This window comes from Pseudonocardia sp. OZ21 (assembly GCF_059359135.1).
The window spans coordinates 14,485-39,048 of record NZ_JCADBN010000017.1 but is presented as its reverse complement, the minus strand read 5'-3'; the positions used below and the strand labels follow the sequence as shown (position 1 = coordinate 39,048).

29 protein-coding genes are annotated in these 24,564 nt (G+C 70.9%); 12 read left to right on the top strand and 17 right to left on the bottom strand.

Features of this window, described 5'->3' with window-relative positions; translation table 11 throughout:
• Nucleotides 1-82: 82 nt before the first annotated feature.
• Genes hpf through AC5L35_RS30415 form a run of 3 tightly spaced genes read left to right on the top strand, consistent with a single transcriptional unit; the run spans nucleotide 83 to nucleotide 857 of the window.
• Nucleotides 83-445: a ribosome hibernation-promoting factor, HPF/YfiA family gene (gene hpf / locus AC5L35_RS30425; protein ID WP_495063166.1), complete on the top strand. Its 363-nt coding sequence runs from the start codon at nucleotides 83-85 to the stop codon at nucleotides 443-445.
• Nucleotides 442-645 (top strand): hypothetical protein, encoded by a 204-nt coding sequence (locus AC5L35_RS30420; RefSeq protein ID WP_495063165.1) that lies wholly within the window; start codon nucleotides 442-444, stop codon nucleotides 643-645. Before hpf ends, AC5L35_RS30420 begins: the two co-directional genes overlap by 4 nt.
• 35 nt (nucleotides 646-680) lie before the next feature.
• The gene (locus AC5L35_RS30415) at nucleotides 681-857 is read left to right on the top strand and encodes a hypothetical protein (RefSeq protein ID WP_495063164.1); all 177 of its coding nucleotides are present in this window, start codon (nucleotides 681-683) and stop codon (nucleotides 855-857) included.
• An 11-nt stretch (nucleotides 858-868) separates the two neighbouring features.
• On the opposite strand, the gene AC5L35_RS30410 is transcribed toward AC5L35_RS30415, so the two are convergent.
• From AC5L35_RS30410 to AC5L35_RS30380, 7 genes are all read right to left on the bottom strand, one after another.
• The gene (locus AC5L35_RS30410; protein WP_495063163.1) at nucleotides 869-1,117 is read right to left on the bottom strand and encodes a DUF6307 family protein; all 249 of its coding nucleotides are present in this window, start codon (nucleotides 1,115-1,117) and stop codon (nucleotides 869-871) included.
• A 232-nt stretch (nucleotides 1,118-1,349) separates the two neighbouring features.
• Nucleotides 1,350-1,652, bottom strand: a complete 303-nt coding sequence (locus tag AC5L35_RS30405; protein WP_495063162.1) for an RGCVC family protein — start codon at nucleotides 1,650-1,652, stop codon at nucleotides 1,350-1,352.
• A gap of 161 nt (nucleotides 1,653-1,813) precedes the next feature.
• On the bottom strand, nucleotides 1,814-2,332 hold the full coding sequence (locus AC5L35_RS30400; RefSeq protein WP_495063161.1) for a hypothetical protein: 519 nt from the start codon (nucleotides 2,330-2,332) through the stop codon (nucleotides 1,814-1,816).
• Between the two features lie 14 nt (nucleotides 2,333-2,346).
• The gene (locus AC5L35_RS30395; RefSeq protein WP_495063160.1) at nucleotides 2,347-3,516 is read right to left on the bottom strand and encodes an alpha/beta hydrolase fold domain-containing protein; all 1,170 of its coding nucleotides are present in this window, start codon (nucleotides 3,514-3,516) and stop codon (nucleotides 2,347-2,349) included.
• Nucleotides 3,517-3,644: 128 nt separating this feature from the next.
• Nucleotides 3,645-4,772 (bottom strand): NAD(P)-dependent alcohol dehydrogenase, encoded by a 1,128-nt coding sequence (locus AC5L35_RS30390; protein ID WP_495063159.1) that lies wholly within the window; start codon nucleotides 4,770-4,772, stop codon nucleotides 3,645-3,647.
• Complete coding sequence (locus AC5L35_RS30385) at nucleotides 4,772-5,320, bottom strand: YceI family protein (protein WP_495063158.1); 549 nt, start codon at nucleotides 5,318-5,320, stop codon at nucleotides 4,772-4,774. The genes AC5L35_RS30390 and AC5L35_RS30385 overlap by 1 nt, the downstream gene beginning before the upstream one ends.
• Before the next feature lie 12 nt (nucleotides 5,321-5,332).
• A complete protein-coding gene (locus tag AC5L35_RS30380; RefSeq protein WP_495063157.1) occupies nucleotides 5,333-5,455 on the bottom strand; it encodes a hypothetical protein in 123 nt (40 codons plus the stop codon).
• Between the two features lie 255 nt (nucleotides 5,456-5,710).
• Between AC5L35_RS30380 and AC5L35_RS30375 the strand changes: the two genes are divergently transcribed.
• A complete protein-coding gene (locus AC5L35_RS30375; protein ID WP_495063156.1) occupies nucleotides 5,711-6,514 on the top strand; it encodes an MIP/aquaporin family protein in 804 nt (267 codons plus the stop codon).
• On the opposite strand, the gene AC5L35_RS30370 is transcribed toward AC5L35_RS30375, so the two are convergent.
• From AC5L35_RS30370 to AC5L35_RS30360, 3 genes are all read right to left on the bottom strand, one after another.
• The gene (locus AC5L35_RS30370) at nucleotides 6,477-6,896 is read right to left on the bottom strand and encodes an SRPBCC family protein (RefSeq protein ID WP_495063155.1); all 420 of its coding nucleotides are present in this window, start codon (nucleotides 6,894-6,896) and stop codon (nucleotides 6,477-6,479) included. The two genes, AC5L35_RS30375 and AC5L35_RS30370, sit on opposite strands and share 38 nt — an antisense overlap.
• Nucleotides 6,897-7,022: 126 nt before the next feature.
• Nucleotides 7,023-9,785 (bottom strand): helix-turn-helix transcriptional regulator, encoded by a 2,763-nt coding sequence (locus tag AC5L35_RS30365; RefSeq protein WP_495063154.1) that lies wholly within the window; start codon nucleotides 9,783-9,785, stop codon nucleotides 7,023-7,025.
• A gap of 279 nt (nucleotides 9,786-10,064) precedes the next feature.
• Complete coding sequence (locus tag AC5L35_RS30360; RefSeq protein ID WP_495063153.1) at nucleotides 10,065-10,271, bottom strand: hypothetical protein; 207 nt, start codon at nucleotides 10,269-10,271, stop codon at nucleotides 10,065-10,067.
• Between the two features lie 327 nt (nucleotides 10,272-10,598).
• Between AC5L35_RS30360 and cynS the strand changes: the two genes are divergently transcribed.
• A complete protein-coding gene (gene cynS / locus AC5L35_RS30355) occupies nucleotides 10,599-11,063 on the top strand; it encodes a cyanase (RefSeq protein ID WP_495063152.1) in 465 nt (154 codons plus the stop codon).
• Between the two features lie 10 nt (nucleotides 11,064-11,073).
• Here the strand turns inward: cynS and AC5L35_RS30350 are convergent, their stop codons facing one another.
• The 5 genes from AC5L35_RS30350 to AC5L35_RS30330 all read right to left on the bottom strand — a co-directional run bounded on the left by AC5L35_RS30350 (nucleotide 11,074) and on the right by AC5L35_RS30330 (nucleotide 16,604).
• Nucleotides 11,074-11,283, bottom strand: coding sequence for a TrmO family methyltransferase domain-containing protein (locus AC5L35_RS30350; protein WP_495063151.1), 210 nt, complete (start codon nucleotides 11,281-11,283; stop codon nucleotides 11,074-11,076).
• 197 nt (nucleotides 11,284-11,480) lie between these two features.
• Nucleotides 11,481-13,931 (bottom strand): hypothetical protein, encoded by a 2,451-nt coding sequence (locus AC5L35_RS30345; protein WP_495063150.1) that lies wholly within the window; start codon nucleotides 13,929-13,931, stop codon nucleotides 11,481-11,483.
• Complete coding sequence (locus AC5L35_RS30340) at nucleotides 13,928-15,418, bottom strand: hypothetical protein (RefSeq protein ID WP_495063149.1); 1,491 nt, start codon at nucleotides 15,416-15,418, stop codon at nucleotides 13,928-13,930. Before AC5L35_RS30340 ends, AC5L35_RS30345 begins: the two co-directional genes overlap by 4 nt.
• Before the next feature lie 101 nt (nucleotides 15,419-15,519).
• Nucleotides 15,520-15,990 carry an NUDIX domain-containing protein gene (locus tag AC5L35_RS30335; protein WP_495063148.1) on the bottom strand — a complete coding sequence of 157 codons (471 nt, stop codon included), beginning with the start codon at nucleotides 15,988-15,990 and terminating at the stop codon, nucleotides 15,520-15,522.
• A gap of 272 nt (nucleotides 15,991-16,262) precedes the next feature.
• Nucleotides 16,263-16,604, bottom strand: coding sequence for a gamma-glutamylcyclotransferase family protein (locus AC5L35_RS30330; protein WP_495063147.1), 342 nt, complete (start codon nucleotides 16,602-16,604; stop codon nucleotides 16,263-16,265).
• A gap of 128 nt (nucleotides 16,605-16,732) precedes the next feature.
• Here AC5L35_RS30330 and AC5L35_RS30325 point away from each other — a divergent pair, with 128 nt between their 5' ends.
• From AC5L35_RS30325 to AC5L35_RS30295, 7 genes are all read left to right on the top strand, one after another.
• The gene (locus AC5L35_RS30325) at nucleotides 16,733-16,990 is read left to right on the top strand and encodes a twin-arginine translocase TatA/TatE family subunit (RefSeq protein ID WP_495063146.1); all 258 of its coding nucleotides are present in this window, start codon (nucleotides 16,733-16,735) and stop codon (nucleotides 16,988-16,990) included.
• Nucleotides 16,987-17,988 carry a twin-arginine translocase subunit TatC gene (tatC, locus tag AC5L35_RS30320; protein ID WP_495063145.1) on the top strand — a complete coding sequence of 334 codons (1,002 nt, stop codon included), beginning with the start codon at nucleotides 16,987-16,989 and terminating at the stop codon, nucleotides 17,986-17,988. The genes AC5L35_RS30325 and tatC overlap by 4 nt, the downstream gene beginning before the upstream one ends.
• A 56-nt stretch (nucleotides 17,989-18,044) precedes the next feature.
• A complete protein-coding gene (locus tag AC5L35_RS30315; protein WP_495063144.1) occupies nucleotides 18,045-18,662 on the top strand; it encodes a TetR/AcrR family transcriptional regulator in 618 nt (205 codons plus the stop codon).
• 74 nt (nucleotides 18,663-18,736) lie between these two features.
• On the top strand, nucleotides 18,737-19,405 hold the full coding sequence (locus AC5L35_RS30310; protein WP_495063143.1) for a biliverdin-producing heme oxygenase: 669 nt from the start codon (nucleotides 18,737-18,739) through the stop codon (nucleotides 19,403-19,405).
• Nucleotides 19,406-19,747: 342 nt separating this feature from the next.
• Nucleotides 19,748-20,197: a hypothetical protein gene (locus tag AC5L35_RS30305; protein ID WP_495063142.1), complete on the top strand. Its 450-nt coding sequence runs from the start codon at nucleotides 19,748-19,750 to the stop codon at nucleotides 20,195-20,197.
• On the top strand, nucleotides 20,194-20,826 hold the full coding sequence (locus AC5L35_RS30300) for a TetR/AcrR family transcriptional regulator (RefSeq protein WP_495063141.1): 633 nt from the start codon (nucleotides 20,194-20,196) through the stop codon (nucleotides 20,824-20,826). The genes AC5L35_RS30305 and AC5L35_RS30300 overlap by 4 nt, the downstream gene beginning before the upstream one ends.
• On the top strand, nucleotides 20,823-21,263 hold the full coding sequence (locus AC5L35_RS30295; RefSeq protein WP_495063140.1) for an anthrone oxygenase family protein: 441 nt from the start codon (nucleotides 20,823-20,825) through the stop codon (nucleotides 21,261-21,263). Before AC5L35_RS30300 ends, AC5L35_RS30295 begins: the two co-directional genes overlap by 4 nt.
• Before the next feature lie 17 nt (nucleotides 21,264-21,280).
• Here AC5L35_RS30295 and AC5L35_RS30290 read toward each other — a convergent pair whose 3' ends face one another.
• Nucleotides 21,281-23,590: a glycosyl hydrolase family 95 catalytic domain-containing protein gene (locus tag AC5L35_RS30290; RefSeq protein ID WP_495063139.1), complete on the bottom strand. Its 2,310-nt coding sequence runs from the start codon at nucleotides 23,588-23,590 to the stop codon at nucleotides 21,281-21,283.
• Nucleotides 23,587-24,492, bottom strand: a complete 906-nt coding sequence (locus AC5L35_RS30285) for a carbohydrate ABC transporter permease (RefSeq protein ID WP_495063138.1) — start codon at nucleotides 24,490-24,492, stop codon at nucleotides 23,587-23,589. The genes AC5L35_RS30290 and AC5L35_RS30285 overlap by 4 nt, the downstream gene beginning before the upstream one ends.
• Between the last annotated feature and the right edge of the window lie 72 nt (nucleotides 24,493-24,564).

Here is a 24,564-nt window from a genome sequence, read left to right as displayed (position 1 = left end):
TACTGAGGGTATTTCTCAGCGAACATTCAGGCCTGCCGATCCCGTCGTGCGCATCCGGAAAGTCAGCAGACCCAGGAAGGCCATGATGGAGTCTCTCGCGGAGATCGTCGTGACAGGTCGCAACGTCGACGTATCGGACCATTACCGGTCTCATATCGCCGACAAACTGGCACACCTCGAACATCTCAACCAGCGCATCGTCCGCTTCGACGTCGAGCTGAGCCACGAGCAGAACCCGCGGCAGTCGAAGTCGGCGCAGCGGGTCGTGATCACCGGTCACGGCAAGGGGTCCACCGTGCGCGCCGAGGCGTGCGGCGCCGACGCCCATGCCGCGCTTGATGCCGCGGTCAGCCGGCTGGAGTCCCAGCTCCGGCGCAGCCACGACCGCCATCGGGTCCACCACTACCGGCAGCAGCGGGCGACGAGCACCCCGGTCCAGGCATGAGGACGGGCCGCGCGTTCGAACTCGACGACCTGACGGTGCTGTTCGGGCTCGATCTGGCCGAACCGGCCGACCAGGGTGACATCGAGGCCATCGAAGGCATCCTGGTGCGTCTCCGCGCCGCCAACAACATGGTGCCCGACGACGGCCGGTGGAACCCGGTTCGACCCGCGCTCCGCCTGGTCCCCCGCGCCTCGTCCTGACCACCCGACATCACCACAGAAAAAGGAGCACCAGGATGATCACTTTTCTCGGGGCGATCATCTTCATGACCGTCATCGCGATCGGCGCAGCCGATTGGCACAGCGGCCTGGGCCTCTTCCAGAAGTACACGCCGGTGTGGCGGGACACGGGCGACCCACGAGTTGCCTCGGGGTCCCCGCGCCGCCGTCAGCGCCGCAATCTCGAATCCTGATCGGCGCCGTTCTACCGCACTTTCTCCGGAATGTGGTCAATGGCGTACAGGACGTGCGTGGCGAGTTCGACGGCCTCTTTCTCGCCGAGCTTCGAGTTCTCCCGCAGCGCGCGGACGACGAGTTGTATGCGCTGGTCGTAGAGCGATACGTACATGCTGCTGGTGGTCATGATCAGGCCCCTTCCGGGCTGTGAAGGGTCGCCATCGGGAGCGATGCGCGTGACGCTGCGGCTGGCAGGGGTGATGCGGACCGACGTCATGCCGGTGCTCCGTCCCCGGACGACGACCAGTCGTCCGCGTGGACTCTCGCCGGGGACGACAGGGGCTCGAACGCCCGTGCACGGAATGTGCCCGACACGCGGAGATTACACCCCGTTGCTCTGCGTAGGGAGCCGACGAGCGGTGTTCCGAGATTCCGAGGCCGGAACGTCACCCGCGATCACCGGGGCAGGCAGAACACCCGGCCAGTCCGGCCTGAAGACTGGTGCTGGATCAGGCCGGAAGCCGGCAGACACAGCCGCGGGCCGTGCCGCCGCCCGCGATCGTGGCGGTGCAGTACCGCGTGCTGATCGCGTCGTGTGCATCCCACGGGTGCACGCAGGCCTGGCAGGCCACCTCGGTGGCGTCCGGGTCAGAGGTGCCGCGGGGCGCGGTGAGGGTGGATGTGGTGCTCTGGGTGCTGGGTGCCGACGTGATGTCGGTGCTCCCGTCCCCGAACGGCAGGATCCGTCCGGTGTGGGCATTCGTCGAGGACGACGCGAGCTTGGCCGCCCACGTGCGAGATGCTCCCGACACCCTCGACGCTACGCCACGAGGGGTCGGGCAGTCGATTCGAAGACGCGCGCCGAGGGTCAGCGGCGGGTGAGTTCGCGCCCGAGGTCCTTCCGGAGGTGGACCTCGATGAAGACGCGCAGGTAGGGGTCATTCGCCAGCTGGTCGAAGGCGTCCACCAGAGATTAGTCCGGTTCGGCGGTGAGGTGAACGATGCACCAGAGGTTGAGCGGGGCATCCTCCAGGCCGCCCACCGAGTGCTCGACGTGGAAGATCGGCTGTCCGGCTCCAGCGGTGAAGACACGGCCGTCGGGCGCCTCGAAACGGTCCGCGCCGAGGAAGTACGCGCGCCGGTTCTCGTGGTCGAGACGCACGTGCTCGATGATTCTCGTGTAGCGGTCGACGTCGGCCCACAGGCGCTGGTCGGACACGCGCGTGAAGTCCTCGAGCGGGCCGTGGTGCACGCTCGGGAACTTCTCGGCGCTGCCCCGCCGCACCACGGTGGGGATGTAGATGTCCGGCGCGGCGGCCTTGCGCACCTCCATGTCCCACAGCTGGGCGCCGGTGTAGGCGAACGGTGGGCGCACGTCGTAGCGCTCGCGCAGCACGTCGTTCACCGACACCGGCGGCAGCTCCACCGATGTGGTGCCTGAGGCGGCCCACGCCTCTTCGAAGATCGCTTCGTGGTCGAGCTCTTCGGTCATGTTCTCCCCCAGGTTCACTTGTGGTTGGTGAAGGCTTCGTGGATCCAGTCGGTGACGGTTGGCCAGACGGGGTGGCTCGGGTCGACCACGTCGAAGTGGGTGCCGCCCTCGACCTCTACGTAGCGGGCGGTACCGCCTTCGGCGTTCACCTTCTCGACGTAGCGCCGGCTCCACTCGGCGGGAACGGCCTCGTCGGCGGTGCCGTGAATGGCGAGGACCGGGACGCCGGCGCCTGCCAGCTCCAGCGGGGAAGCCCAGGCGTAGTGCTCAGGCTGCTCGGCGACGTGGCCACCCAGCAGGAGCTTCACGATCCCCTCGCCGACTGCCTCCGCGACCACCGGCCACGCTTCCGGCCGCGCCGGCTCGGGAGCGTTCTTCGGGGGCTCGGCGTCGGGGTCGGCGAGGACGGCGCCGAAGTCGGTGGCGTCGGCAGTCAGGAGGTCGAGCGCGCCGGCGAGTTCGACCAGGCCGATCGGGGTGATCGTGGGACGGGCACCCGGAGCCTCCGGCGGAAGCACCCCGCGGTGGGCGGCCCATGTGGCCAGGTGGCCGCCTGCGGAGTGACCGAGGATCACCACGCGGCTGAGGTCGAGCGCCGGGTTCATACCGTCGAGGGCATCGACAGCAGCGGCGACGTCGAGAAAGGTGCCGGGCCAGCCGCCGCCCGGTTCGCCGACCCGGCGGTACTCGATGTTCCACACCGCATACCCGCGGGCGACGAGGTCGTCCACGACGTCGGTGATCTGGCGGCGATCCCAGATCGCCGTCCAGTAGCCACCGTGGACGACGGTCACGACCGGGAAGGGGCCGTCGCCATCGGGCAGGTACAGCTCGCCCACCTGCGAGGGCTCGGGGCCGTAGGCGACGGTGCGGACCTTGCGGGCGCCGTCCTGGACGTCGTCGTAGCGCACGCCGCGCTCGGCGCCGACCACCGTGTCGATCGTGCCGAAGAAGGCCGCGATCGCCGGCACGTTCGCTCCCTTGGCCGTCGACTCGTCCCACGCGGCGTCGTCGGCCCACTCGACGAAATCGAGCCACCTGTTCTCACCGACGCGAACCAGGCGGGCCGATAGGAACCCGCGCCGGTCGGTTCGGAACGCCTCCACCATGTCGGGACGTGCGTCCAGCATCGCCTGCGTGTTCTCCGGGGCCACCGTGAAGGTGGTCATCTCGATCACGGCCATCGTCTGCTCCTCGCCTCGGTCCGGCCTGCTGGTCCAGAAATATGACAGTCACTGATACTGACTAAGTTGGCTGTGTATTCCCGCCGGGGAGCAGGCGGCCGCTCCGGTGACCTCGGGGCCGAGGGAGGTCATGCGTCCTGCCCGGGCAGCAGCACCGGTTTGGTGGCGGTGCCGTTCCGCATCATGTCGGCAGCGCGTTCGACCTCGCCCAGCGCGAACGTGGTGACGAGCTTCTCGACCGGCAGGCGGCCGGTGGCGACGAGCGCGGCAAGGTCGGGCAGGAAGGTGGGCGGGTTGCTGCGGCCTTCCACGACCCCGAATATTCGCTTGCTGTTGTTGACCACGTCGGCCACGTCGATGGGTGCGGTGGTGCCGAACGGTGGCACCCCGACCACCGCGGCCGACCCGCCGACGCGCAGGCTCGTGATGGCCTGGACCAGCACCGCCGGCACCCCGCTGCTCTCGACGACGTGCCCGGCTCCGCCGCCGGTGAGGTCTCTGATCGCCTCGACCGGGTCGGCGGTGCGGGAGTTGACGACGCTGGTCGCGCCGAGCTCACGAGCCAGCTCGAGCCGGGAGTCCAGAACGTCGACCACGACCAGCTGCTCGATCGGCAGCAACGCGGCGGCCATCACCGCGGACAGTCCGACCACCCCGGCGCCGAAGACCGCCACGGTGGAGGCCGCTTCCGGCCGCAGCACGTTCAACACCGCACCGGCGCCGGTCTGGATGCCACAGCCGAGCGGTGCGAGCACGGACGACGGGACGCCGGAGGCGATCGCGGATACCGGGATGGTGTTGCGTTCGCTGGTCAGGGCATAGGTGGCGAACGAGGATTGGCCGAAGAAGTTGCCGTGCACCACCTCGGCGCCGTCGCGCAGGGTGGGGCTTCCGTCGGGGCGGGCGCCGTTGGTGAAGTTGCGGGGCAGGAACTCCTCGCACTGCGAGGGGACCCCCGAACCGCACGCTCGGCAGAGCCCGCACGAGTCGAAGGTGAGCATCACCCGGTCGCCCGGGTGCACCGTGGTCACGCCCGAGCCGACCTGCTCGACGATCCCGGCGCCTTCGTGCCCGGCCACGCCCGGTAGCGGGAAGGGGAACTCGCCCGCGCGCACCGCGAGGTCGGCGTGACACATGCCCACCGCCTCGACCCGCACCAGCACCTCGTCCGGGCGAGGGTCGTCGAGCACCAGCGCGCGGCGGGTGAACGGCGCCCCGGCCGACGCGACGGTCATCGCGGAGACGGACGTGGGCATCAGGCGGCCTCGACGGCGGCCGCGATGGCCTGGATCTCCATCGTGAGGTCGGTGGCGTCGCCCATCAGCAGCGGCCCGCCCGGCTGCGACACGTTGCCGGCGACACCGAACGCGGACCGCGACACCCGGGTGGCGGCCCGGAAGCCGAGCCGGAAGTTGCCGTAGTGGTCCTCGCCGTCGCCGGTGAAGTACATGTCCAGCTGGACCGGGCGCGTCGTGCCGCGGATGGTGAGGTCACCCCGCAGGGTGTAGCGGTCGCCGTCGGCCTCGATGCCGGTGGAGGTGAACGTCGCCTCGGGGTGGTGGGCGACATCGAAGTAGTCCTCGCCGCGCAGGTGCTCGTCCCGCTGGGCGGTTCCGGTGTGGACGGACGAGGCGTCGATCGTCGCCTGCACCGACGACTTCAGCAGGTCGTCGGCGACCTCGACCGTTCCGGAGAACGCGAGGAACCTGCCGCGCACCCGCGCGGCGACGAACCGGGTCGAGAAGCCGATCGTGGAGTGCACCGGGTCGATCTCGTACCGGCCGGGCTTGATTTCGATGCTCATCGTGGGCATTCCTCACGTCGGTCGAAAGCTGATCAGGTGGATCGGCTGAAGGCGCGCCGCCGCCGGGTGTCCACCGGGCAGCGGTGTGGAGGTCGGCATCTCGTTCGCGCTGCCGGGAACCAGGATCGGCGTCACGGTCGCAGGTCAGCGTCCGTCAGATGACCGGAATACCGACGGTCACGGACGACCGGTGACCGATGGGGTTGCCTGACCGACGCCGGGTGCCCAGGTCGGACCTTCGTGTTGGCGTCTCCGTCCTGCGCGGGCCGCGAACACCACGGGCACTCACGACGCCGGCCCAGTCATCTGACGGTTACTGGCCACGGACGTCCCGCCCAGCATGGCTTCGGTCGGATGTGGATGACCCCTATGGCGGAAAGGGCTCGGATCATGGAACTCGATACGACCGGCGATCGTCCCGACGCCGAGGAAACCGCGGTGAGCGTGCCGGGGCCCGACCGGCGTTCCGGCGTCACGGCCGGCGACGCCGTTCGCGAGTTCGCCTTGACCGCCATCGCGCTGATGACGACGGTGGTGATGGTCGCGTTGGTGTTCGGGAGCAGCTGGGTAGTCCCGCAGAGCCCGGTCCGCATCGGAATGTTGATCATCGCCGTTGTCATCGCGGCCCTCCTGATCACGCTGATCCGCTCACCGTGGGGCCGGCGGTCCGGCGGTCACATGAACCCGATGGTGACGCTCGGTCTGTGGCTGATGGGCGCTTTCCCCGGTCGTCACGTGCTGCCCTACGTGGTCGCCCAGGGCCTCGGCTCGGTTGCCGGCACGGCACTGGCCGCGCTCGCGCTCGGGCCACTCGCGGGTCGCGTCGAGTTCGGGACGGTGACCGCGGCACCGACGTGGAACGCGGGCGCGGTGTTCGCCTGTGAGGTGATGGGCGGGATCGCGATGACACTGCTGGCGGGCTACTTCCTTGCTCACCCCCGGTACGCGCCGCTGTTGCCGTTCGCGATCGCGGGCTCGGTCGCCGCGTTGATCGTCGGTCTGGGGCCGCTCAGTGGCGGGGTGGTCAACCCCGCCCGGCAGCTCGGGCCTGCGGTGTTTTCCGGAACGGGGCACTTCCTGTGGATCTATCTGCTCGCTCCTGCGGTCGGAGCGGTGCTCGGCGCCGCCGCGCATCGGCTGCTGGTCCGGCGCTCTCTCAGCACTCACCGGCTTTGTGGGGTCGATCCGGCGTGATCACGTGTGCCGGATCGTCGTCCAGCGGCAGGGTGTCGACCCAGCCGCGCGTCACGTCGGACCGGTCGGCTGTCGTCAACAACGCCGACCGTCCGCGGGCGGCTTCGTGAAACACCGTGCGGGTGCCCCCGCCGGGTTCGTCCAGCAGGAGCCACGACTGGTAGAAGCTCAGCCCGTCACTGACGGCAGCCCAGCCGAACCGGCTCGGCCATTCGAGCTCGCCGACGATCCCGTCGAAGGTGTGGGGCGCCGCGAGAACCACGAACCGACTGCGGACGGCGATCTCCTCGAGCACGTCGATGCGGTCGACGCCGCGCTGCCACGTCGGCCACTCCGCGACCGCCACGAGGTGAGCGAAGACCGCGCCTGCCGAAGCCGCCATGCGGCGCTCGTGGCTGACGAAGCTGTCACAACGGTCCGGACCCCAGCCGGGGGGCCAATGGACGTCAGGGTGCGGTCCTGCGCTCATACCGCTCAGCGTGGCCGCCTGCGCACCCGCGAGCACCCGTCACATGACTGGAGCGTCCGCTCCGCTTTGCTGGTCGTAGGTGGTGAGAGCGTCGCGCAGGGCCGCCCGCGACGCGATGTCGAGCTTGGGGAAGATCCTGTAGAGGTGGTCGCCGACCGTCCGGTGGGAGATGAACAGCTTCTGCCCGATCTGCTTGTTGGTCAGGCCGGCGCCGGCCAGTTCGGCGATCTCCCGCTCCTTGGACGTCAGCGACGCCTGAGCGTCCAGCGTCGACTGCCGGGTCATTCCTGTTGCCCGCAGTTCGTTCGCGGCACGATCGCGCCACGGCGCGGCCCCCAGAGCGGCCAGGACGTCGTACGCGAGAGTGAGTTGTTCGCGCGCCGCGCTGGTGTCTCGCCTCCGGCGCAGACGTTCGCCGTAGGCGAGGCGGATACGGGCCAGGTCGAACGGCCAATGCTCCAGATCCGGCTCGGACAGGGCGGTCTCGAACTGTTCCCTGGCGCGGTCGTCGTCGGAGGTCAGGGCAGTCGCGGCGAGGCTCATCAGGTTCAGACGTGGCGACAGGAGGCCCAGGCGGGCGTCGCGCAGGGCGGTCGCATGCATTGCCGCGTCGGTGCGGCGGCCGGTGTGCAGGGCGGCTTCGACGAGGTCCAGGCCGACCCACAGCGCGGTCGGCCGGTACCGCACGAGCTCGCCCGGCGGGCTGATCAGCGTCGCGTGCTGGTACGCGGCCTCGTGGTCGCCGGCGCCGATGTCGTTGAGCACCCGCGCCTGCCACGCGAAGTAGGTGACACCGGCGGCCTGGTGGGCACCGGCCCACGCTGTCATGTCATCGGTCAGCCGTCGGCCGGCCGCCACTTCGCCACGTCCGGCCGCGACGAGCGCATGCACCCAGTGGAAGTACCAGTGGGAGAAACGGAATCCGTGCTCGGTGCAGATTGCGATGCCCTCGTCGGCGTACTGCAGCGCCTCGTCCCAGCGACCGGAGAGGAAGCCGTCGACTCCCAGGTGCTTGAGCGCGCCCATATGACGTCGGGCCGGCCCCTTGCCCGTTCGGCGCGACCGAGCGAGCTGCTTCTCCGGCCCGCGCAGCAGCGGCAGCCGGTCGGCGAAGAGCGCGGCCGTGCCGATCCTGATGAGCCGGGTCGGGTCCTCGCCGGTGGTCACGGTGTCGATCAGCGCGTCGAGCACGGCGAGCTCACCGGCGGACGCGCGGGCCGGGTCGGAGAACACCGACGCGACGACCCGCAGGAGCGGCGGCGCTCCCGGCGTCAGCCGGCTGACGAGGTCGTGGAAGGTCCGCCACGCCTGTTCGGTACCCATGTACCAGGTGATCAACAGCAGGTTGAACAAGGCCTCGGCCAGTACGGGGTCCTCGCCGTCGAACCCGTGGTCCCCGGCCTCGATCGCGCCTGCCAGCAGCCGATGAGCAGTGGTGAGGTCACCGTCGGAGTTGATCAGCAGGTGTGCGGCCGCGGCCGCGCCGAGCAGCGAGTTCCTGTCCAGGGACCCGGACCGGCGCGCGTCGCCCAGCAGCCGGCTCGCGGTCACAAGCTCCCCGCCGGCCTCCGCCCCGACGTACGCGGCCTCGGCGAGACGCCGGCTCCGGTCCGCGGGGTCGGGACTGAGCTCCGCGGCGCGGATCAGGGCCGCGATGGCGCCGAGCGCGTCACCCTGACGCAGCAGAGCCTGTGCCGCTGCTTCGAGCTGCCCGGCGATGTCCGCGTCCGGGCCGATCGCGGACCCGGCGAGGTGCCGGACCCGGCGCTCCGGAGCGTCGACGACGCCCGCCAGCGCGGAATGGGCCCAGCGCCGTTCCCGTTCCGAGGACGCCTCGACGACCGCCGGCCCGACCAGGGGGTGGCGGAACGTCAGCCGGGTGGCGCTCACCTGGGCCAGCCGGGCGTCCTCAGCAGGGGGCAGGTCGTCGAGGTCGCACGTGCTGCCGCCGGCCATCCGAAGGCGGGGCACCTCGACGGTGCTGCCGAGGGCGCCGAGCAGCAGCATCAGCCGGCACCGCTCGGGCAGTCCCCGTACCCGGGAGGTGAACAGCGCCTGCAGCCGTTCCGACAGCGGCAGAACCTCCGGCAGGGTGGTGAAGTCGGCGCGCTGGTCGCCATCGAGGGCAGACGGCAGTTCGAGCAGTGCGAGCGGGTTGCCCGACGCCGCGGTGAGCAGCCGCTGCCGCACCGCGGGCGCCAGCTCCGGAAAGCTCCGATCCACCAGCATCCGAGCGGCGGAGGTCGGCAACGGCGGCAGCACGACCTCGGCCAACCCGCTGGTCTGGAAGAACCCGCGCTCGGCCGACCTGCAGGCGGCGAGGAAGTCGATCGGACTGCCCACCAGTCGGCGGGCGACGAAGCTGAGCACCTCCGCGCTGGCCCGGTCCACCCAATGCAGATCGTCGATCACCACGAGGACCGGGACGTCGGCTGCGGCGGCCCGGAGCCACAGCAGCGCCGCGTTCGACACCACGAGCCGGTCGGGAACCGGGCCGATCTCGAGCCCGAGCGCACACCGCAGCGCTGTGCGATGAGCCGCGCCGAGCGTGGCCATGTCGTCACCGAGTGGGATCAACAACTGGTTGAGCGCGGAGTAGTTCACGTCCGCCTCGAACTGCACACCTGCGGCCCGCAGAACCCGCGTACCCCGCGCGGCTTCGCCTGCCGCGAACTCGTCCAGCACCGCGCTCTTGCCGACTCCGGCCTCGCCGACGACGAGCAGCGAACCACCGCGCACACCGGTGTCGGCGAAGTACGCCCGGATCGAGCTGATGTCGCCCTCGCGTCCGATCAGCGCCACGACCCGCTCCGCCCGAGACGCGGCGGTATGCGCGGGTCACGCCCGCGCCGGGAGCGAGCGGCTTGCTGGGAGAACCAGGCCGGCGCACGGGGCACCGAACGGTCGGTCGCGGTGCGGTTCACCATGCCCTCATTTCTCGTCGGATTGGACCAATATCGGTGTGAGCCCGATGGGCCCGTCGTCATCGGTCGACGTTGATCTAGGTATGTGGTGGGCGGGCTGGACGAGGTGCCGTGCCGCCTCGCGTCCGCAGGCCGCTGCGTCGTGACCCAAGTCGAGTCATGGTGGAACCGAGGCGGCGGCGAATGCACCGACCACCCCCGTGCGATAGTCAGAATACATGACTAAGTCGGGGAACGTCCCGAACACCGATCCGCCCGGCTCGGCCTGACGCTCCGTGCCGACGCCTGACGCGAGCGTTCGAGTGCGGTTGGCCCGTTGGCGCAGCGCGACACCGGTCGAGCCGTTGATCGTTGCGAGATCCACGTGTCGGGCCCCCTGAGGGGCGGAAAACCGGATCTCGCGGCCATCAACCGGGGCCACCCCCGCGAGTCGCCCGTTTCGGGCGCGCGAGTCGCCCGGTCCGGTCAGTCGCGCGGGTCGTACACCCGCCCGCGCGGGGGCCGTTGATCGGTGCGAGACCCGCGTTTTGGCCGTCTCAAGGGCGAAAGCGCGGATCTCGCGACGATCAGTCGGAGCCGCCCCCGCGAGTCGCCCCGTTCGCGGAGCTCGTGGCCTATCAAGGCTGTGCAGTCGGTCTACCTTCAGGCGTGACTGTTGCCGTCACAGGCCCTTCGACGTGAGGATCTCCCGATGAGCAACATCCCCGTACCGCCCTTCGACCGACGGCAGGCTGCCGCGCCCGTGCTTGCCGCGAAGAAGCGCACCGGTGTGCGCTGGGTCGACCTCGGCAAGTCGATCGGCATGTCCACCGAGTGGACCACCGCCGCTCTTCTCGGCCAGCACCCGCTCACCGATGAGCAGGCCCGCACCCTCGGCTCCGTCCTGGAGCTCGACCCCGCCGTCGTCGAGGCGCTGACCCTGCCGCCCGTCCGCGGCAAGGACGCCGCCGACACGTCCGAGCCGCTGGTCTACCGGCTGCAGGAGATGGTCCAGGTCTACGGCAGCACGATCCACGAGCTCGTCCGTGAGGAGTTCGGGGACGGGATCGTCAGCGCCATCGACTTCGAGCTCGAACTCGAGCGGGTGCCCGACCCGAAGGGCGACCGCGTCCGGATCACGCTGAACGGGAAGTTCCTGCCCTACCGCACCTGGTGACGATCGCCGGTCACGGACGCGGGAACATCTGGCCCGCGTCCGCGACCCCTGTCGACTCGTACCAGCCGCCGCGGATCCGCCGCACCTGCTCCCAGCCCTGTGCGTACTCGGGCACATCGAGGTTCTGCTGCCATGGCTTGATGTCGAGCACCGGCGTGCCGTGACAGACGTCGAGCCCGCGGAACGTGACACCCGAGCCGTCCACCTCGACGACGTTCACGACGCTGAGCCCCAAGGGGTTGGGCCGCGACGGAGTCGGGGCCGCACCCATCCGCGACGAGTACCTCATCGTCGACGCCGGCAAGCTCGCCGGCACCGGAGCGCACTCCTACAGCACCCGCAGCTGACCACAGCACTTCGGAGCCGTAGTGCTGTGGGGAGGTGGCTCACGACAGCACTACGGCTCCGAAACGCGGCTTACACGGCTACGGCCCGCGACAACCTGCGGGCTTCGACGACCAAGCGGCTCCGGTCCCGTCGGCCGGCCACCTCGGCCAAGCCGGGTACGGCCCGGCGCGTAGTGCCGGCGGCGGCGGTGCCGGCGGCCAGTGCGAGCAGGTCGGGGACACCCGCGGGACGCGGCAGCGGCATCCCGAGCAGGGCCGGGAGCGCGCCTGCGGCGATGTCCCACACGGCGGCGTCGACCCCGGTCGCCAGGGTGAGAGCGTCGACGGCGCGCCGCAGCACGATCACCCGCCGTGATGCCAGGTCGCCGAGCACCCGGCCCGTCAGGTCACCGTCGAAATCGTCGCTACCGGCCAGAGTCACGAGGGCGTCGACGGCGTAGAGCCGGTCGGCGCTCCTGCTGGCGGCGAGGCCGTAGACGAGGCAGCCGGCCATGTCGGCTCCGAACGGCCCCCCGCACCGGGCCAGCATCGGGAGCACCCTGCAGGGATCGCCGTTGCGGTCGGGCTCGATCGAGGGCAGCACGTGCGGCCGGAGGTAGCTCGCCACGACCTCCCGGTGTGAGGGCAGGACACCCGGCCACAACGGCGCCGGCCAGCCCCATGAGCTGCGGCCCTCCTCGTCCCAGCTCCGGCTGGTGCCGGCGCGGGCGAGCAGTTCCGCGAGGCCCGGCTCCTCCGTAGGGGCGGTGCGGGCGCCTGGTGCGGTGTCGAGCCAGTGGTGCAGGCGCCGCCCCGCGGGTGAGGTGAGGGCGGCGGCGCGCGCCGTGAATGCTGGATCGGGGTCACGGGGAAGCCGGAGCAGTGCCTGGGTCAGGTCGGCATCGCCCGGTTGCCAGCCGTCGCGCTCGGCGGCCGCGAGTAGCTGGAGCATCCGATCCGGATCGACGTGCCCGTCGGTGGTGGCCGGGGTGGCCAGCAACTCCGGCGGGGCGGTGTCGGCCCGGAACTGATCGGCCAGTTCGACCAGCCTGCGGGTGAACAACGTATTCAGCGACTCTTCCCGGACGTGGTGGTACGACGGCCGCGGCGGCGATGGGGGTTCGTCCACGCCCGCCGCCGCGCGCATCAGGCTCTGGTACCAGCCCCCGGGCCATGGCGAGATGTGCGGCGCCAGCGCCGTGGAGAGCCCGTGCCGGTCGGCGCGGAACCCGCGGACCAGCCCGTCCAGCACCCGCTCCACGAGCGGTACGTCGACGGTGCCCCGCAGCAGCCTGCTCAGCTCGCCCACGAGTTCGCCGACCGAGGCGGTGGGCTGCAGCGGCGGCGCGACATAGGGCGACGCCGGGCCCGGCACCACGACGGGGCCTGCTGCGGGCACGGTCTCCCCCAACAGAGCATGGGCCTGGCGGGCGAGGTCGCCGGTGAGCTCGGCCGCCGCTGCGCGCATCGCATCCCGACCCGCGGTGCCGGCCGCCGACAGATGCCGCGCCACAACCGTCAGCACCTGCTCGGCCAGGTCGACGGCCGCGTTACCCAACCCGCTTGCCAGCGTGGGCACCAGGACGGGCAGGTGAGCGGGGTCGCGCCGGGCCACCGCGTCCAGCCAGCGCAGCTGGGCCCGGACGAGCTTCTTCTCCGGGCGCAGCAGGACCACCTCGCCGGCCTCGGCCAGCACCGACACCGGCAGCCGGCCCGCGTCGTCCAAGGCGCGGAGAGCAAGCTGGGCCGCCTCTGCGACACCGGTCTGAGGGCTGGACAGCAGGCCGAGGTACTCCTGGCTGTGGGCGGCCACCTCGTCGGGAGTGGGCCCGAGGTCGGCGTGCAGGGACAGCACGTCCCGCATCGGAGCGATGCGGTCGCCGGCCCGCATCCGGTACAGGCAGCCGGTGAGCAGCGCGTCCCGACTGACCCGCCCCTGGCGGCACAGCTCCCGCAGGAGTGGCATGCCGCCCCGGCGCATGTCGGCGACGGCGCCGTCGACCTCGAACAGGTGGGGCAGCATCACCGGCAACCACGTGTCCGACGAGAACACGTACGGCTCGCTCGGCGAGCCCAGGACGTAGCGCGCCCAGCCCCGCACCATGCCATCGGTCACCACCGGACCGACGCCGGCGGCGCCGAGCAGCGCGTAGGCCAGCGGCCAGTGCAGATCGACGCTGCCCGGCCGTACGCGCTCGGCCAGCCGGCGCGCCACGGAGGCGATCGCCGGCCGCCCCGGGGCAGCGAGCACCCGTGCGACGTGAACGGCCACCGTCGGGTCGGCGCTGCGGAGCAGCTCCCTGCGGCGCAGCCACAGCACCACCCCGGCAACCGTCGGTAGGCATGCGGCGCCGGCAACCAGCAGAGCGGGCACGTGGGGATGCGGCCGGCCCGGACCGGGGTCCACCTCGTCGCGGTGGGCGCGGACCGTGTCGGCCAGAGCGCGGCGGGCCGGCTCGTCGAGCTCGAGCAACACGTCCGCGACCGCACCGGGGCCGGCGGTCGAGAGCAGGGCACGCAGCCCGTCGCCGTCGAGGCTCATCGGGTCTCCTCCAGGATGGACGGGGCCACCACGGACCGAGCGGAGCAGGGCAGGGCAAGCGGCGGCACCGCGAAGGACGGCTCACTGATCGACACCGCGAGTGCGTGTTTGCACGGGCCGCGACCACCTTGGTGGTCGGCCCACCACGTGCAGGTGCAGCCCAGCCGACCGTCCGACGTGCGGTGCACCAGGTAGCGCCGCTCCCCCGACAGGACCTCGACGTCCTCGCCCACCCGGCGGATGGCGTCGGCACCGGCCAGTGCCCGGGCTCCGGCCAGGCGCGGATGAAGCGCGGCAAGGCGTTCCGGCGCGTAAGGCAACTCCCGGTGGAAGTAGGCGGCCTCCGCGCAGTCGTAGCCGACCAGCCCCGACCCGGCCAGCACCGCGAGCGCGCTGCGGACGCGATCGCGGGAGATCCCTCCGCGCGCCGCCACCGCCTCGATGTCGAGCACCGACGCCCCGACCGACAGCCCCGCGATCAGGTCGGCGTCGGTGACCGCCCGACTCGCCCCGCGTGCTCTCCCGGCATCGGGGCCTTCGGCGGTGGCGGACGAGGCGAGCACCAGGTCGTCGAGCAGCCGACCTTCGCCGGAGAAGCCCCGGTCGACGGCCGGGGACAGCATCAACCAGAACCGCATGCTGCCCAGGTCGAGCTCCCAGCCGCTGCACGTCGCCGGGACACCCGCAGCCACCTGCGGGCCGTAGAGCCGCAGGGATCGCGCAAACCTGAGCAGCGGGCGGAGCGGGGCGAGCCGGTGCGCCGCGGGCAGGCACACGGCTCCGGGCGCCGATGCGGTGGAGGCACGCAGCGATCGGCCGGCCGGCAGCAGCCAGCGCACAGCCGGACCCGCCTGGAGGCGCTGAAAGAACGCGCGCGCGTCGGCGGCCCCCAGCTGCGCACGCGGCTCGAACCCCGCGGCCACCGCCGGTACCTCGGCCAGCCCGCGCAGCCACCTCTCCGGCAGCGGCACCCGCTTCTCCACGAGTGCACCGTCCAGGGTCGCGACGGTCAGGTCGTCGGGGCCGACCGACAGCCGCAGCGGATCACCGGCACCGACCCTGGTCAGCGCCGTGTACAGCGCCGGGTTGATGTCGACATTGGTGGTGCCCTCGTCGAACCACTCGCCGTCCAGCCCGGGCGCGAGCACGTCCAGCCGCGCGTACACCCCGCAGCAGCCCGACAGCGACTCGAAGCGCAGCCGCTCGCCGTCCCCGGTGACCACCGGGTCGCGGTAGGCACTTCCCACCCCGCCCCTTCCCGCCCCGTCCGACATGCGGCCGGTCCGGCGGAAGTCGGTTCGCGCGAGATCCGCAAGCGCAACGAGTGCGGCCGCGGCCACGGCCGGGGCGGTAGCGAACCCGGTGAAGAACCGCGGATGTGCCGACGGCCCCCGCGCCGTGCGGCCGCCTGCCGTATGCAGCACCAGCTTCCGATCCACCAGCGTGGAGGCGGCCCGATAGCCACTCGTGTGCGTCTCGCTACCCATGGTGGTGGAAGGTAGGGCGACCCACCGACACTTCCGGGTGAACGCGTCCACCGGGCTCGATCTCGGTCGAGCGCGCGCCCGCTGCACAACAGCGGCGGCTCTCAGCCCAGGTACGGCTGAGCGTCGGCCCGCAACCCGTCGTCGATCCGCACCCGCATGCGTGGATGGATGTCGAGCCCGTCGAGCGCCTGCGGCTCCACCCAGCGCACCTGTGTCGACTCGTCGCTGGTCGTCAACTCGCCCCCGACCTGCCGCGCCCGGAAGCAGATGGAGAACTCCTGCCGCACCTCGCCGTCCTCGTACGCGATGACGTGCCCGGGGTGCGAGTAGATGCCGACGAGGTCGACGATCTCGACCTCGACGCCCGTCTCCTCCAGCGCCTCCCGCACCGCCGCGGACGGCGTGGACTCCCCCACCTCCTGCCCGCCGCCGGGCAGAGCCCACTGACCGTTGTCGGCACGCTCGATCATCAGCACCCGGCCGGCCTCGTCCTGGACGAACGTGGTCACACCGACGACGAGGCTGTTGGGCTTCGGCGCTGACGGGTCGTCGAGGTAGTCGATCTTCGGCACGCAACCTTGCTACCACCCCGGCGGCTCGGTGGTAACCCGGACGCGCACGCCACCGCCCGCGAGTCGCCCACTTCCCGCCCGCGAGTCGCCCGATCCGTGCCCGCGAGTCGCCCACTTCCCGCGCGCGAGTCGCCCCATCCTGCGGGCATCTCGCGAAGATCGCTCCGAGATCAGCCGATCCGCCCTCCGCAGGGCCAACAGCCGGATCTCGGACCCGATTACACTGATGATCAAGAGAGATGGTCTGAGACCCGAGCCGGGCCGGCGAAGAATCAACTTCGCAACACATACACCCACGCCGAAGCACCGGAGCGCAGCGGCGCGCGGACGCGTTCGTAGTCGTCCACCTCGTAGCGGTCGGCCGCGACGATCTCGTCCTCCGTCAGCTCGAACACCGTGCCCGCAACCTCCGCCGCAGGTTCCACCGACCGGCGCAGAGCCGGATGCCGGTCGCTCCCGCTCGCGGCGATCACCGCCGGGTCGGTGATCACGAGCGTGCCCACCTCGAAACCCACGATCGCGTCCCGCCGACCCGCCAGCTCGCGGCCGAACGTGGCGACCTGCACCTCCCGCTGCTGCAGAGTGCCGTAGGAGAACAGGGCGTGCGCTTGCATGAAGGACCTCTCAGAACGGGAAGGAAGCTCGGTACGGGAAGCGGTTGGCCGGCGCCCAGTATTGCGCGGCGGCACGGTCGCAAGTGCCACTACAGTCTCGTGGCGGCCGTGATCGAAGTGGGGATGTCATGCCAGGTGGTTGGGAATGGCTCACCGTGGCGGGAGTCCTGCTCTCACTCTTCGGGGCTCAGCGGCACCTGGGCATGGTGCGCTTTGTGGGGCAGTCGGCCCGGGTGTTCAGGAGTGCGATGAAGGACCCCGGGGAAGAGAGCGACAAGGCGGCCCGGATTCCCGTCGAGTCGGCTATCGAGCTGCCGCAGTCGATGACTTCAGGCGGGACGGCGACACCGGCCACGCAGCCGCCGCGGAGTAACGGCGTCCGATGATGGCGAAGTTCTCACTGCGTCGATCCGGCCGGAAACCGGCGAACCCCGACGGCGCGATGTCACTCGTCGAGCACCTGTACGAGCTACGGTCGCGGCTGACGATCGCTCTGGTGGCCATCGCCGTCACGACGATCTTCGGCTACATCTGGTACGAGGTCGAGATCTTCGGTCTGGCGAGCCTCGGTGCCTGGTTGAAGGGCCCGTACTGCGAGCTACCGGCGACGTCTCGGGGGCAGTTCACCACGGACGGCGCGTGCACCCTCCTGGCCACAGGCCCGTTCGAGGCGTTCAACCTTCGGCTCAAGGTCGCCATGACGGCGGGCGTCGTGCTGGCCTGTCCGGTCTGGCTGTACCAGGTGTGGGGGTTCATCACCCCCGCGCTGCACGTCAAGGAGCGCCGCTACGCCCTGAGCTTCGTGTCGGTGGCCACGGTCCTGTTCGTCGTGGGAGCACTTCTGGCCTACCTGGTTGTGAGCCAGGGGCTGTACTTCCTGCTCACCATCGGCAACGAAGTACAGACCACAGCCCTGTCCGGTGACGGGTACTTCTCGTTCTTCATCGGCCTGCTGGTGATCTTCGGAGTCAGCTTCGAGATCCCGCTGCTGGTCGTCATGCTCAACATCGCGGGCATCGTCTCCTACGCACGACTCAAAGCCTGGCGCCGAGGGTTGACGTTCGGGCTTTTCGCCTTCGCGGCGATCGCCACTCCCGGCCAGGACCCTCAGTCGATGCTGGCGCTCGCGGTGGCACTGGTCCTGCTGTTCGAGCTCGCGATCCAGGTGACCCGTCTCAATGACCGACGCCGGGACAAGCGGCGGGCTGCAGAGGGCCGGGACGACTGGGACCCCGACGCACCATCGCCGATCGACACCAGCCCGAGCGGGATCGACACCACACCGAGCACGATCGAGGCGCCGGTTCCGCTCGATCCGCAGGCCGGCTTGGTCACGCCACCCACGGCAGAGTCGACACCTGGCCGCCTCGACGATGTGCCATAGCTCGAGGCGCGTCCCCTAAGTTGGCCATTACAGGCACGGGCGGAGAGAGGTGCGCGATGCCGAAGATCATCGGAGGCTCGCTGCATGCCCACCGCCAGCAGGTGCGGGCGCGGGTCTTCGAGGTGCTGCGCACCCAGCTCTACGAGCGGGGGTTCGACGCCGTCACACTCGCCGGGGTCGCGGCGGAGGCCGGCCTCGGTCGTACCGCCATGTACAACCACTTCCCCGACAAGGAAAGCCTGCTCGTCGCCTTCGTCGAGGCCGAGGCGGCCCACTACGTCGACCGGCTGCGCGAGGCCGTCGACGCGGTTCCCGACCCGGTGGCCAAACTCGCCACGTTCGTGCGGCTGCAGCTACGCGTGCTCGCCGAGTACCACCTCCCGCCGGGCACTGCGCTGACGTCCGCGCTCGCCCCGGCCGCGTACCGGCGGATCAGTGCGCACGCCGACCCGATCACCGAGCAGTTGCGCGAGATCCTCGACGCCGGCCGGCGCGCAGGGTGGCTGCCGGACGAGGATCCGGACATCCTGCTCCCGATGATCACTGCGGCGCTGGCCAGCCGCCAGGTTGTCGACGTGCCGCCTGAGCAGCTGGATCGGGCCGTCGAGGCCGCCGTCCGGTTCGTGTTGCGAGCGGTCGGAGCGAGCGAGGTCGACGAGACGGCAGCGAAATAAGGCTCGCCTTACTCGCGGCGATGACCTATGGTCTTTCTGACAAGGTGTCAGATCGTTGCCCCGAGGAGACGCCCATGCCGGTGACCACGGACCTCGTCTCGGCCCCGTTCTCCGCGACGCTTCGCGCCTCCACCAGAGCCGTTCACGAGCGCGCCAACCACTCCGGCTACATGAACGCATTGTTGGGCAACAAGCTCACGCTGGCCGGCTACACGCAGCTCGCGATCCAGTACTACTTCATCTACCAGGCGATCGAGCAGGTCAGCGACACCATGGCCGGCGACGACACCGGTCGCGAGTTCGTCTTCGACGAGCTCCGCAGGCTGCCGAAGCTCGAAGCCGACATGGCGTTCCTCGTCGGGCCGGACTGGCGAGAGACGATCCGCCCGCTCCCCGCCACCGAGTCCTACGTGCGACGCATTCACGAGGCGTCGGTGTGGGCAGGCGGCTTTGTCGCCCACCACTACACCCGGTACCTCGGCGACATCGCGGGCGGCCAGATCATCCGCCGGCTGCTGGCCACGAACTACGGCCTCCTCGACAAGGGCGCACTGTTCTACCACTTCGACGAGATCGGCAGCGCCCCGGCGTTCCGCGACCGCTACCGCGCCAAGCTCGACGCCGCCCCGTGGAACGAGACCGACCGAACCAGGGTCGTCGACGAGACGCTCATCGCGTTCGAGTGCAACGTCGCGGTGTTCGCCGAGCTCGCCGAGGACATACACCGGTACCAGGCGGCGTAAGGCCGCCACGCTGCCGGCCGTACGTCGACGCAACTCGTAGGCGACGGTCGGCCACTCTTTCTCCCGTGACCCTGCGCGCTACTGCACTGTCACCGGACTGCTCGCACTCCGGCCCATCCCGACTCACCGTGCGCAGGGACAGAGGCGGACTTCCCCTCCCTCACGCCTCCTCCACGTATGCTAACGTCCGTTATAGTAACGGACGTTAGCCTATGCGGGAGTAACCATGCTGCAGCAGCTGGGGCAGGCACTCGACGCCCAGGACGCCACCGCGTTGACCAAGGCGCCGGTCGGCGAGACGGGTCGGCGGCTGGGCGGCCCCAGGCCGGGCAGCGGCGTGTGATGGCCAGGACCTCGCTGATCAACCGGGTCCCTGCCGCCGTCCTGTCGTCGCCGCTACACCCGCTGATGAGCACCCGGAGGCTGGTTCTGACGTTCGTCGGCCTCCGCAGTGGCGTGCGGTATGCCACCCCGGTGAACTACCTGCAACGCGGCCGTGAGCTGCTCATCACCACCAACAGCAGGTGGTGGCGCAACCTCGCCGGTGGTGTACCGGTTGAGCTGCGGCTGCGGGGACGCAGGGTCGGCGCCCGTGCCGAGGTCGTGCGCGAGCCCGATGCCGTTGCCGAGGCGCTCACCGCGCTCGTGCGCGACCACCGCCCTTACGGGCGATGGGCACACGTCCGGGTCCGTGCCGACGGCACCCCGGACGCTGCCGACGTGCGAGCGGAGGTCGAGCTCGGCCGGGTCCTGGTGCGGGTGCAGCTCCCCGACGACACGATCGCCCCGTGACCGCGAGCCACCGCCGTCGCCGCGGCACCGGGCATGAACTACGCGACCTCGTGGTTCGCGTCGCGACCGACCTGCTCGCGCAACTGGGCGACGTCGACGCGGTCACGATGCGCAGCGTTGCCACCGCAGCCGGAGTCACGACACCCTCGGTGTACCGCCACTTCCCCGACAAACAAGCGCTGCTCCGCGTGGTGATCGCCGAGCGATTCGCCGCCTTCACCGACGAGCTCCGGACCGCCGCCGACTCGGCAGGCGAGGCGCCCTTGCTTCGCCTCGCGGCGATGTCGCGCGCCTACGTGCGGTCCGGCCTGCGCCAGCCGGGGCACTACCGCGTCCTGTTCAGCGCCACGAACGCAGGCCCGGCAGGCCTGGGCCTCGATCCCGACACCGAACACCCCGGCGCGGCATCTCACCGGGCCCTGCTCGACGCCGTCGCCGCCTGCCTTCATGCCGGGCGACACGACGCGGCGCCCCTGCTGGCGACCGAGCTGTGGGCCTCCCTGCACGGCATCGTCGATCTGCGCATCACCAAACCCGACATGCCATGGCCCGACCCTGACGCCCTGATCGACGCGGCCCTGACCGCCGTCCGTGCCGCCGCAGCACCGCGACCCCAGGAGGCACCGTGAACCTGCTGACCCTCGCCACGTTGCTCGTCACCGGATTCATCTCCTGCGCGGAGTTCGGCTCCTACGCCTTCGTCCACCCAGTGCTGCGCCGCCTCCCCGCCACCGAGCGCATCACCGTCGAGCAGGGCCTGCTCGCGACCTTCGGACGTGTCATGCCCATCGGGATGACCCTGTGCGTCGTCCTCGCCATCGCCGTCGCGGCCGATGGGTCGGCCCCCGCGCCGCTGTCCTGGGCCGCAGCCGCCGCGTTCGCCGTAGCTGTGGCGTCCACCGTCGTCGTCAACGTCCCGATCAACGCCGCCACCGGACGGTGGGACGCCGCGAACCCACCCGCCGACTGGGAGCGAACCCGCCGCCGCTGGGAATCGTTCCAAGGCGTGCGCTCCTGGCTGATGCTCCTCGGATTCGTGCTGACCTGCGCAGCCGCCACCGCCTGACCGACCGCCGTCCTCGCTCAGCAGGCGACCTCAGCCTCCAGCTCCAGCTCCAGGCGAACCGGCTCACCGGCGCCCACCGACACCGGCTCGCCCTGCCGGATCGGCCCGCGAGCCCGCGAGCACCGCACCGACACCGTCACGTCGGCATCAGATATCAGAACGGCACGTGCCGTCGATCGCCCCAGGTCCCATTCCAGCTCGGCGACGGTGACCCGGTTCCGGCACCGGACCCCCCTGATCCGCCCGCGCGCCCATCGCAGAGGTAGCGCGGGGAGCAGCTCGACCACCCCGGGGCGGGAGTCGACCAGCGCCTCGACGATCACTGCGGGGATCGCGTGTGCGCCGTCGGCGTTGTAGGTCTGCAACCCGGGGTTGTGCGAGGTCATCAAGGACCGGAACACCATGTCGTTGCCGACGATCTTGGCCAGGTTCACCTCGACGAGGTCGGGGGCCTTCAGCCGGGCCGCACACAGTGCGCGGTGCAGGCTCCCGTGTGCCGAGAGGTTCTCGTCGCCGCGCCGGACGAGCGCGCGGAGCGCGGCCGCTGCCAGCTCGGGCGTGCCATCCGGGGTGATCTCGTGCAGTGGCCAGACCGGGTACAGGTGGCTGACGTGGCGGTGATCGTCCGGGGTGCGGAGCCCCGGCCACGCCCACTCGGCGAGCGCGCCGTGTTCGTCGACCACGTATTCCGGCAGCCGCTTCAGCAGGCTCCGCCAGCGCTCCACGGCCGGCTCCTCGATGTCGAGCCGGGCGCACGCCTCGGCGGCCGCGGACAGCGCGTGCCGGGCGGCCGCGATGTCCATCGTGGCGTTCACCCCGGCCACCCCGGTGCACCCGGCCGGTCCCACCTCCGGCGAGTAGGACGGGACGAGCACCAGTGAGCCGTGGTCGTCTTCGCGCGCCAGGAAGTCCTCGAAGAACAGCGCCGCTTCCACCAGCCACGGCGCCAGCGGATCGGCCAGGAACTCGTCGTCGCCGGTGACCTGCCAGTGCTCCAGCAGCGGGTACAGCAGCCAGTCGGCGCCCGCGACCCACATCGCCCACGGCCACTCGGCGTCCAGGTGGAACAGGCGCCCGTGCTCGCCGTCCGTCCGGCTGGGTGCGAGCACGCCACGCGCTCCGAACACGGCCCTGGCGTTCTCGCGCCAGTCGTCGATCTGGCCCTCGATCAACGCTCGTAGGCTCTCCACCACCTCGGGCAGCGCAGTGGTGCCGGCGCCGGCCAGCTGCAGGTTCAGATTGGCGTCGGTGGTGAAGTCCCCCGACCAGGCCGCACCCCACTCCCCCAGCCACAGCCCGGTGAGCCGCGGCGGCAGCACACCGCTGGAGCTGATCAGTGTGTAGCGCCCGGCATGGAACATGGCCTCGAGCAGGGCCGGGTTCGCACCCGGATCCCGGCCCTGCGCCGCCAGCAGTTCCCCCACCGGCTTCGCTCGCTCCGTCGGCGAGACGCCGAGGTCCAGCTCCACGCGGTCGTACATCGCGGTGTGCAGAGCGGTGTGCCGACTCAGCAGCTGCTCGTACCCGGCCGGGAGCACGTGCAACCGTTCCCGCAGGAGCCGCTCGTCCGGCGGCCCCTCCTCCCGGTCCAGCACCGTCACCAGCAGGAGCCGGGACGCTCCGCGCACGACAGCGCGGTCGCCGTCCCCGCCGACCGGCCCATCGACCGTGACGATCCGGGTGACACCGGTGAACCCGTGCGCCCCGAGACCGGCCGGGTAGGCACCCCGGAGCGTGATCAGGGCCTCTCGTGCGTCTCCGACCTCGACCACGGAGGAGTACCCGACACCGGCAGGCCGCCCGGGCAGGTCACCCGAGAGCCGCACCGCCACGTCGAGCGCGGGCCCGGCGAGCTCGTACACCAGCACCCGGTCCGCGCGGGAGACGAAGGCCCGGCTCCGCCACGCACCTGCGATGTCCGTCCAGGCGGCGCGCACCTCGCCCGTGCGGAAGTCGGTCTCCCTCCGGTAGCCCTGCGCCGGAGCCGGGTTCGCCCGGTCCAGCTCGACCACGAAGCCGGGGTGGAAGGGCTGGGTCCAGGCCAACCGCCTGCCGTCGGAGAAGGCTCGCTGCGCAGCCTTCGCCTCGCCTGCGAGCACGAGGTCCCGCACCTCGTCGAGCCGGTCGGCGACGGCAGGCGGCGACATCTGGCGCGACCCGTTCGGGAGCACGAGCCGGTGGTGGTTGACGATCAGCCGCTCGCTGAAGGGATCACCGAGTGCAATCAGGCCGCACTCCCCGTTCCCGGAGAGGAATCCGTCCTCCCAACGCGCCGCGGGGGCCGTGTCGTGGATCCCGTGGCGGGGCCCCGTCCCGGGCGGGATCACCCCTTGAAGGCCCCGTCCAGGATGCCGTTGACCATCTTGCGCCCGACGAACACGAACAGCACCAGCAGCGGGAGCGTGGCCAGGAACGAGCCGGCCATGGCCAGGCCGAGGTCGATGTCGAAGCTGTTCTGAAGCGCCTTGATGGCGATCTGGGCGGTGAACCGCTCCGGCGACTTCAGCACGATGAACGGCCAGAGGAAGTCGTTCCAGGCCTCCACGAAGCCGAACAGGCCGAGCACGAACGCCGCCGGTCGCACGATCGGGAACGCGATGCGCCAGAAGATCTGCCAGGTGCTCGCGCCGTCGATGCGCGCGGCCTGGATCAGCTCGTCGTTGAGGGTCGTCACGATGTGCTGGCGCATCCAGAAGATGCCGAACGCGCTGGCCAGCCCCGGCACAGCCACCGCCTGCAGCGTGTCGACCCACCCCAGCCAGGAGACGATCATGTACTTCGGGATGACGGCGAGCTGCGTCGGCACCGTCATCGTGAGCACGACGACGAGGAACAGCGCGTCCCTGCCGCGGAAGCGCAGCTTCGCGAACGCGAAGCCGCCCAGCGCGCAGAGCACCGCCTGCCCGACGCCGATCGTGGTGGCGATGACCAGGCTGTTGATGATCGATTGCAGGAACGGGACCGTGTCGAAGACGAGGCCGGCCAGCCGGAAGAAGTTCTCGCCGGGCAGGATCTCCGGCGGCATCTGCGTGGCGGTGGCCGAGTCGGTCGACGCGACGATGAACATCCAGTACAGCGGGAACAGCGAACCGAACGCGGCGACGCCCAGCAGCAGGTAGGTCCACCACCGCACTCGGCCGAGGCGACCCCCCGCCCGGCTGCTCCTGGCCGCGGGCGGCGCGCCGGTCAGCGTGGCGCCGATCGTCGTCGCGGCCGTCGTGTCGCTCATCGCCGCCCTCGCTGGCGCTCGGGCGACCGCTTCGCGGACGCGCTGCGCCCATGACTCGCTCGCTGCCGCTCG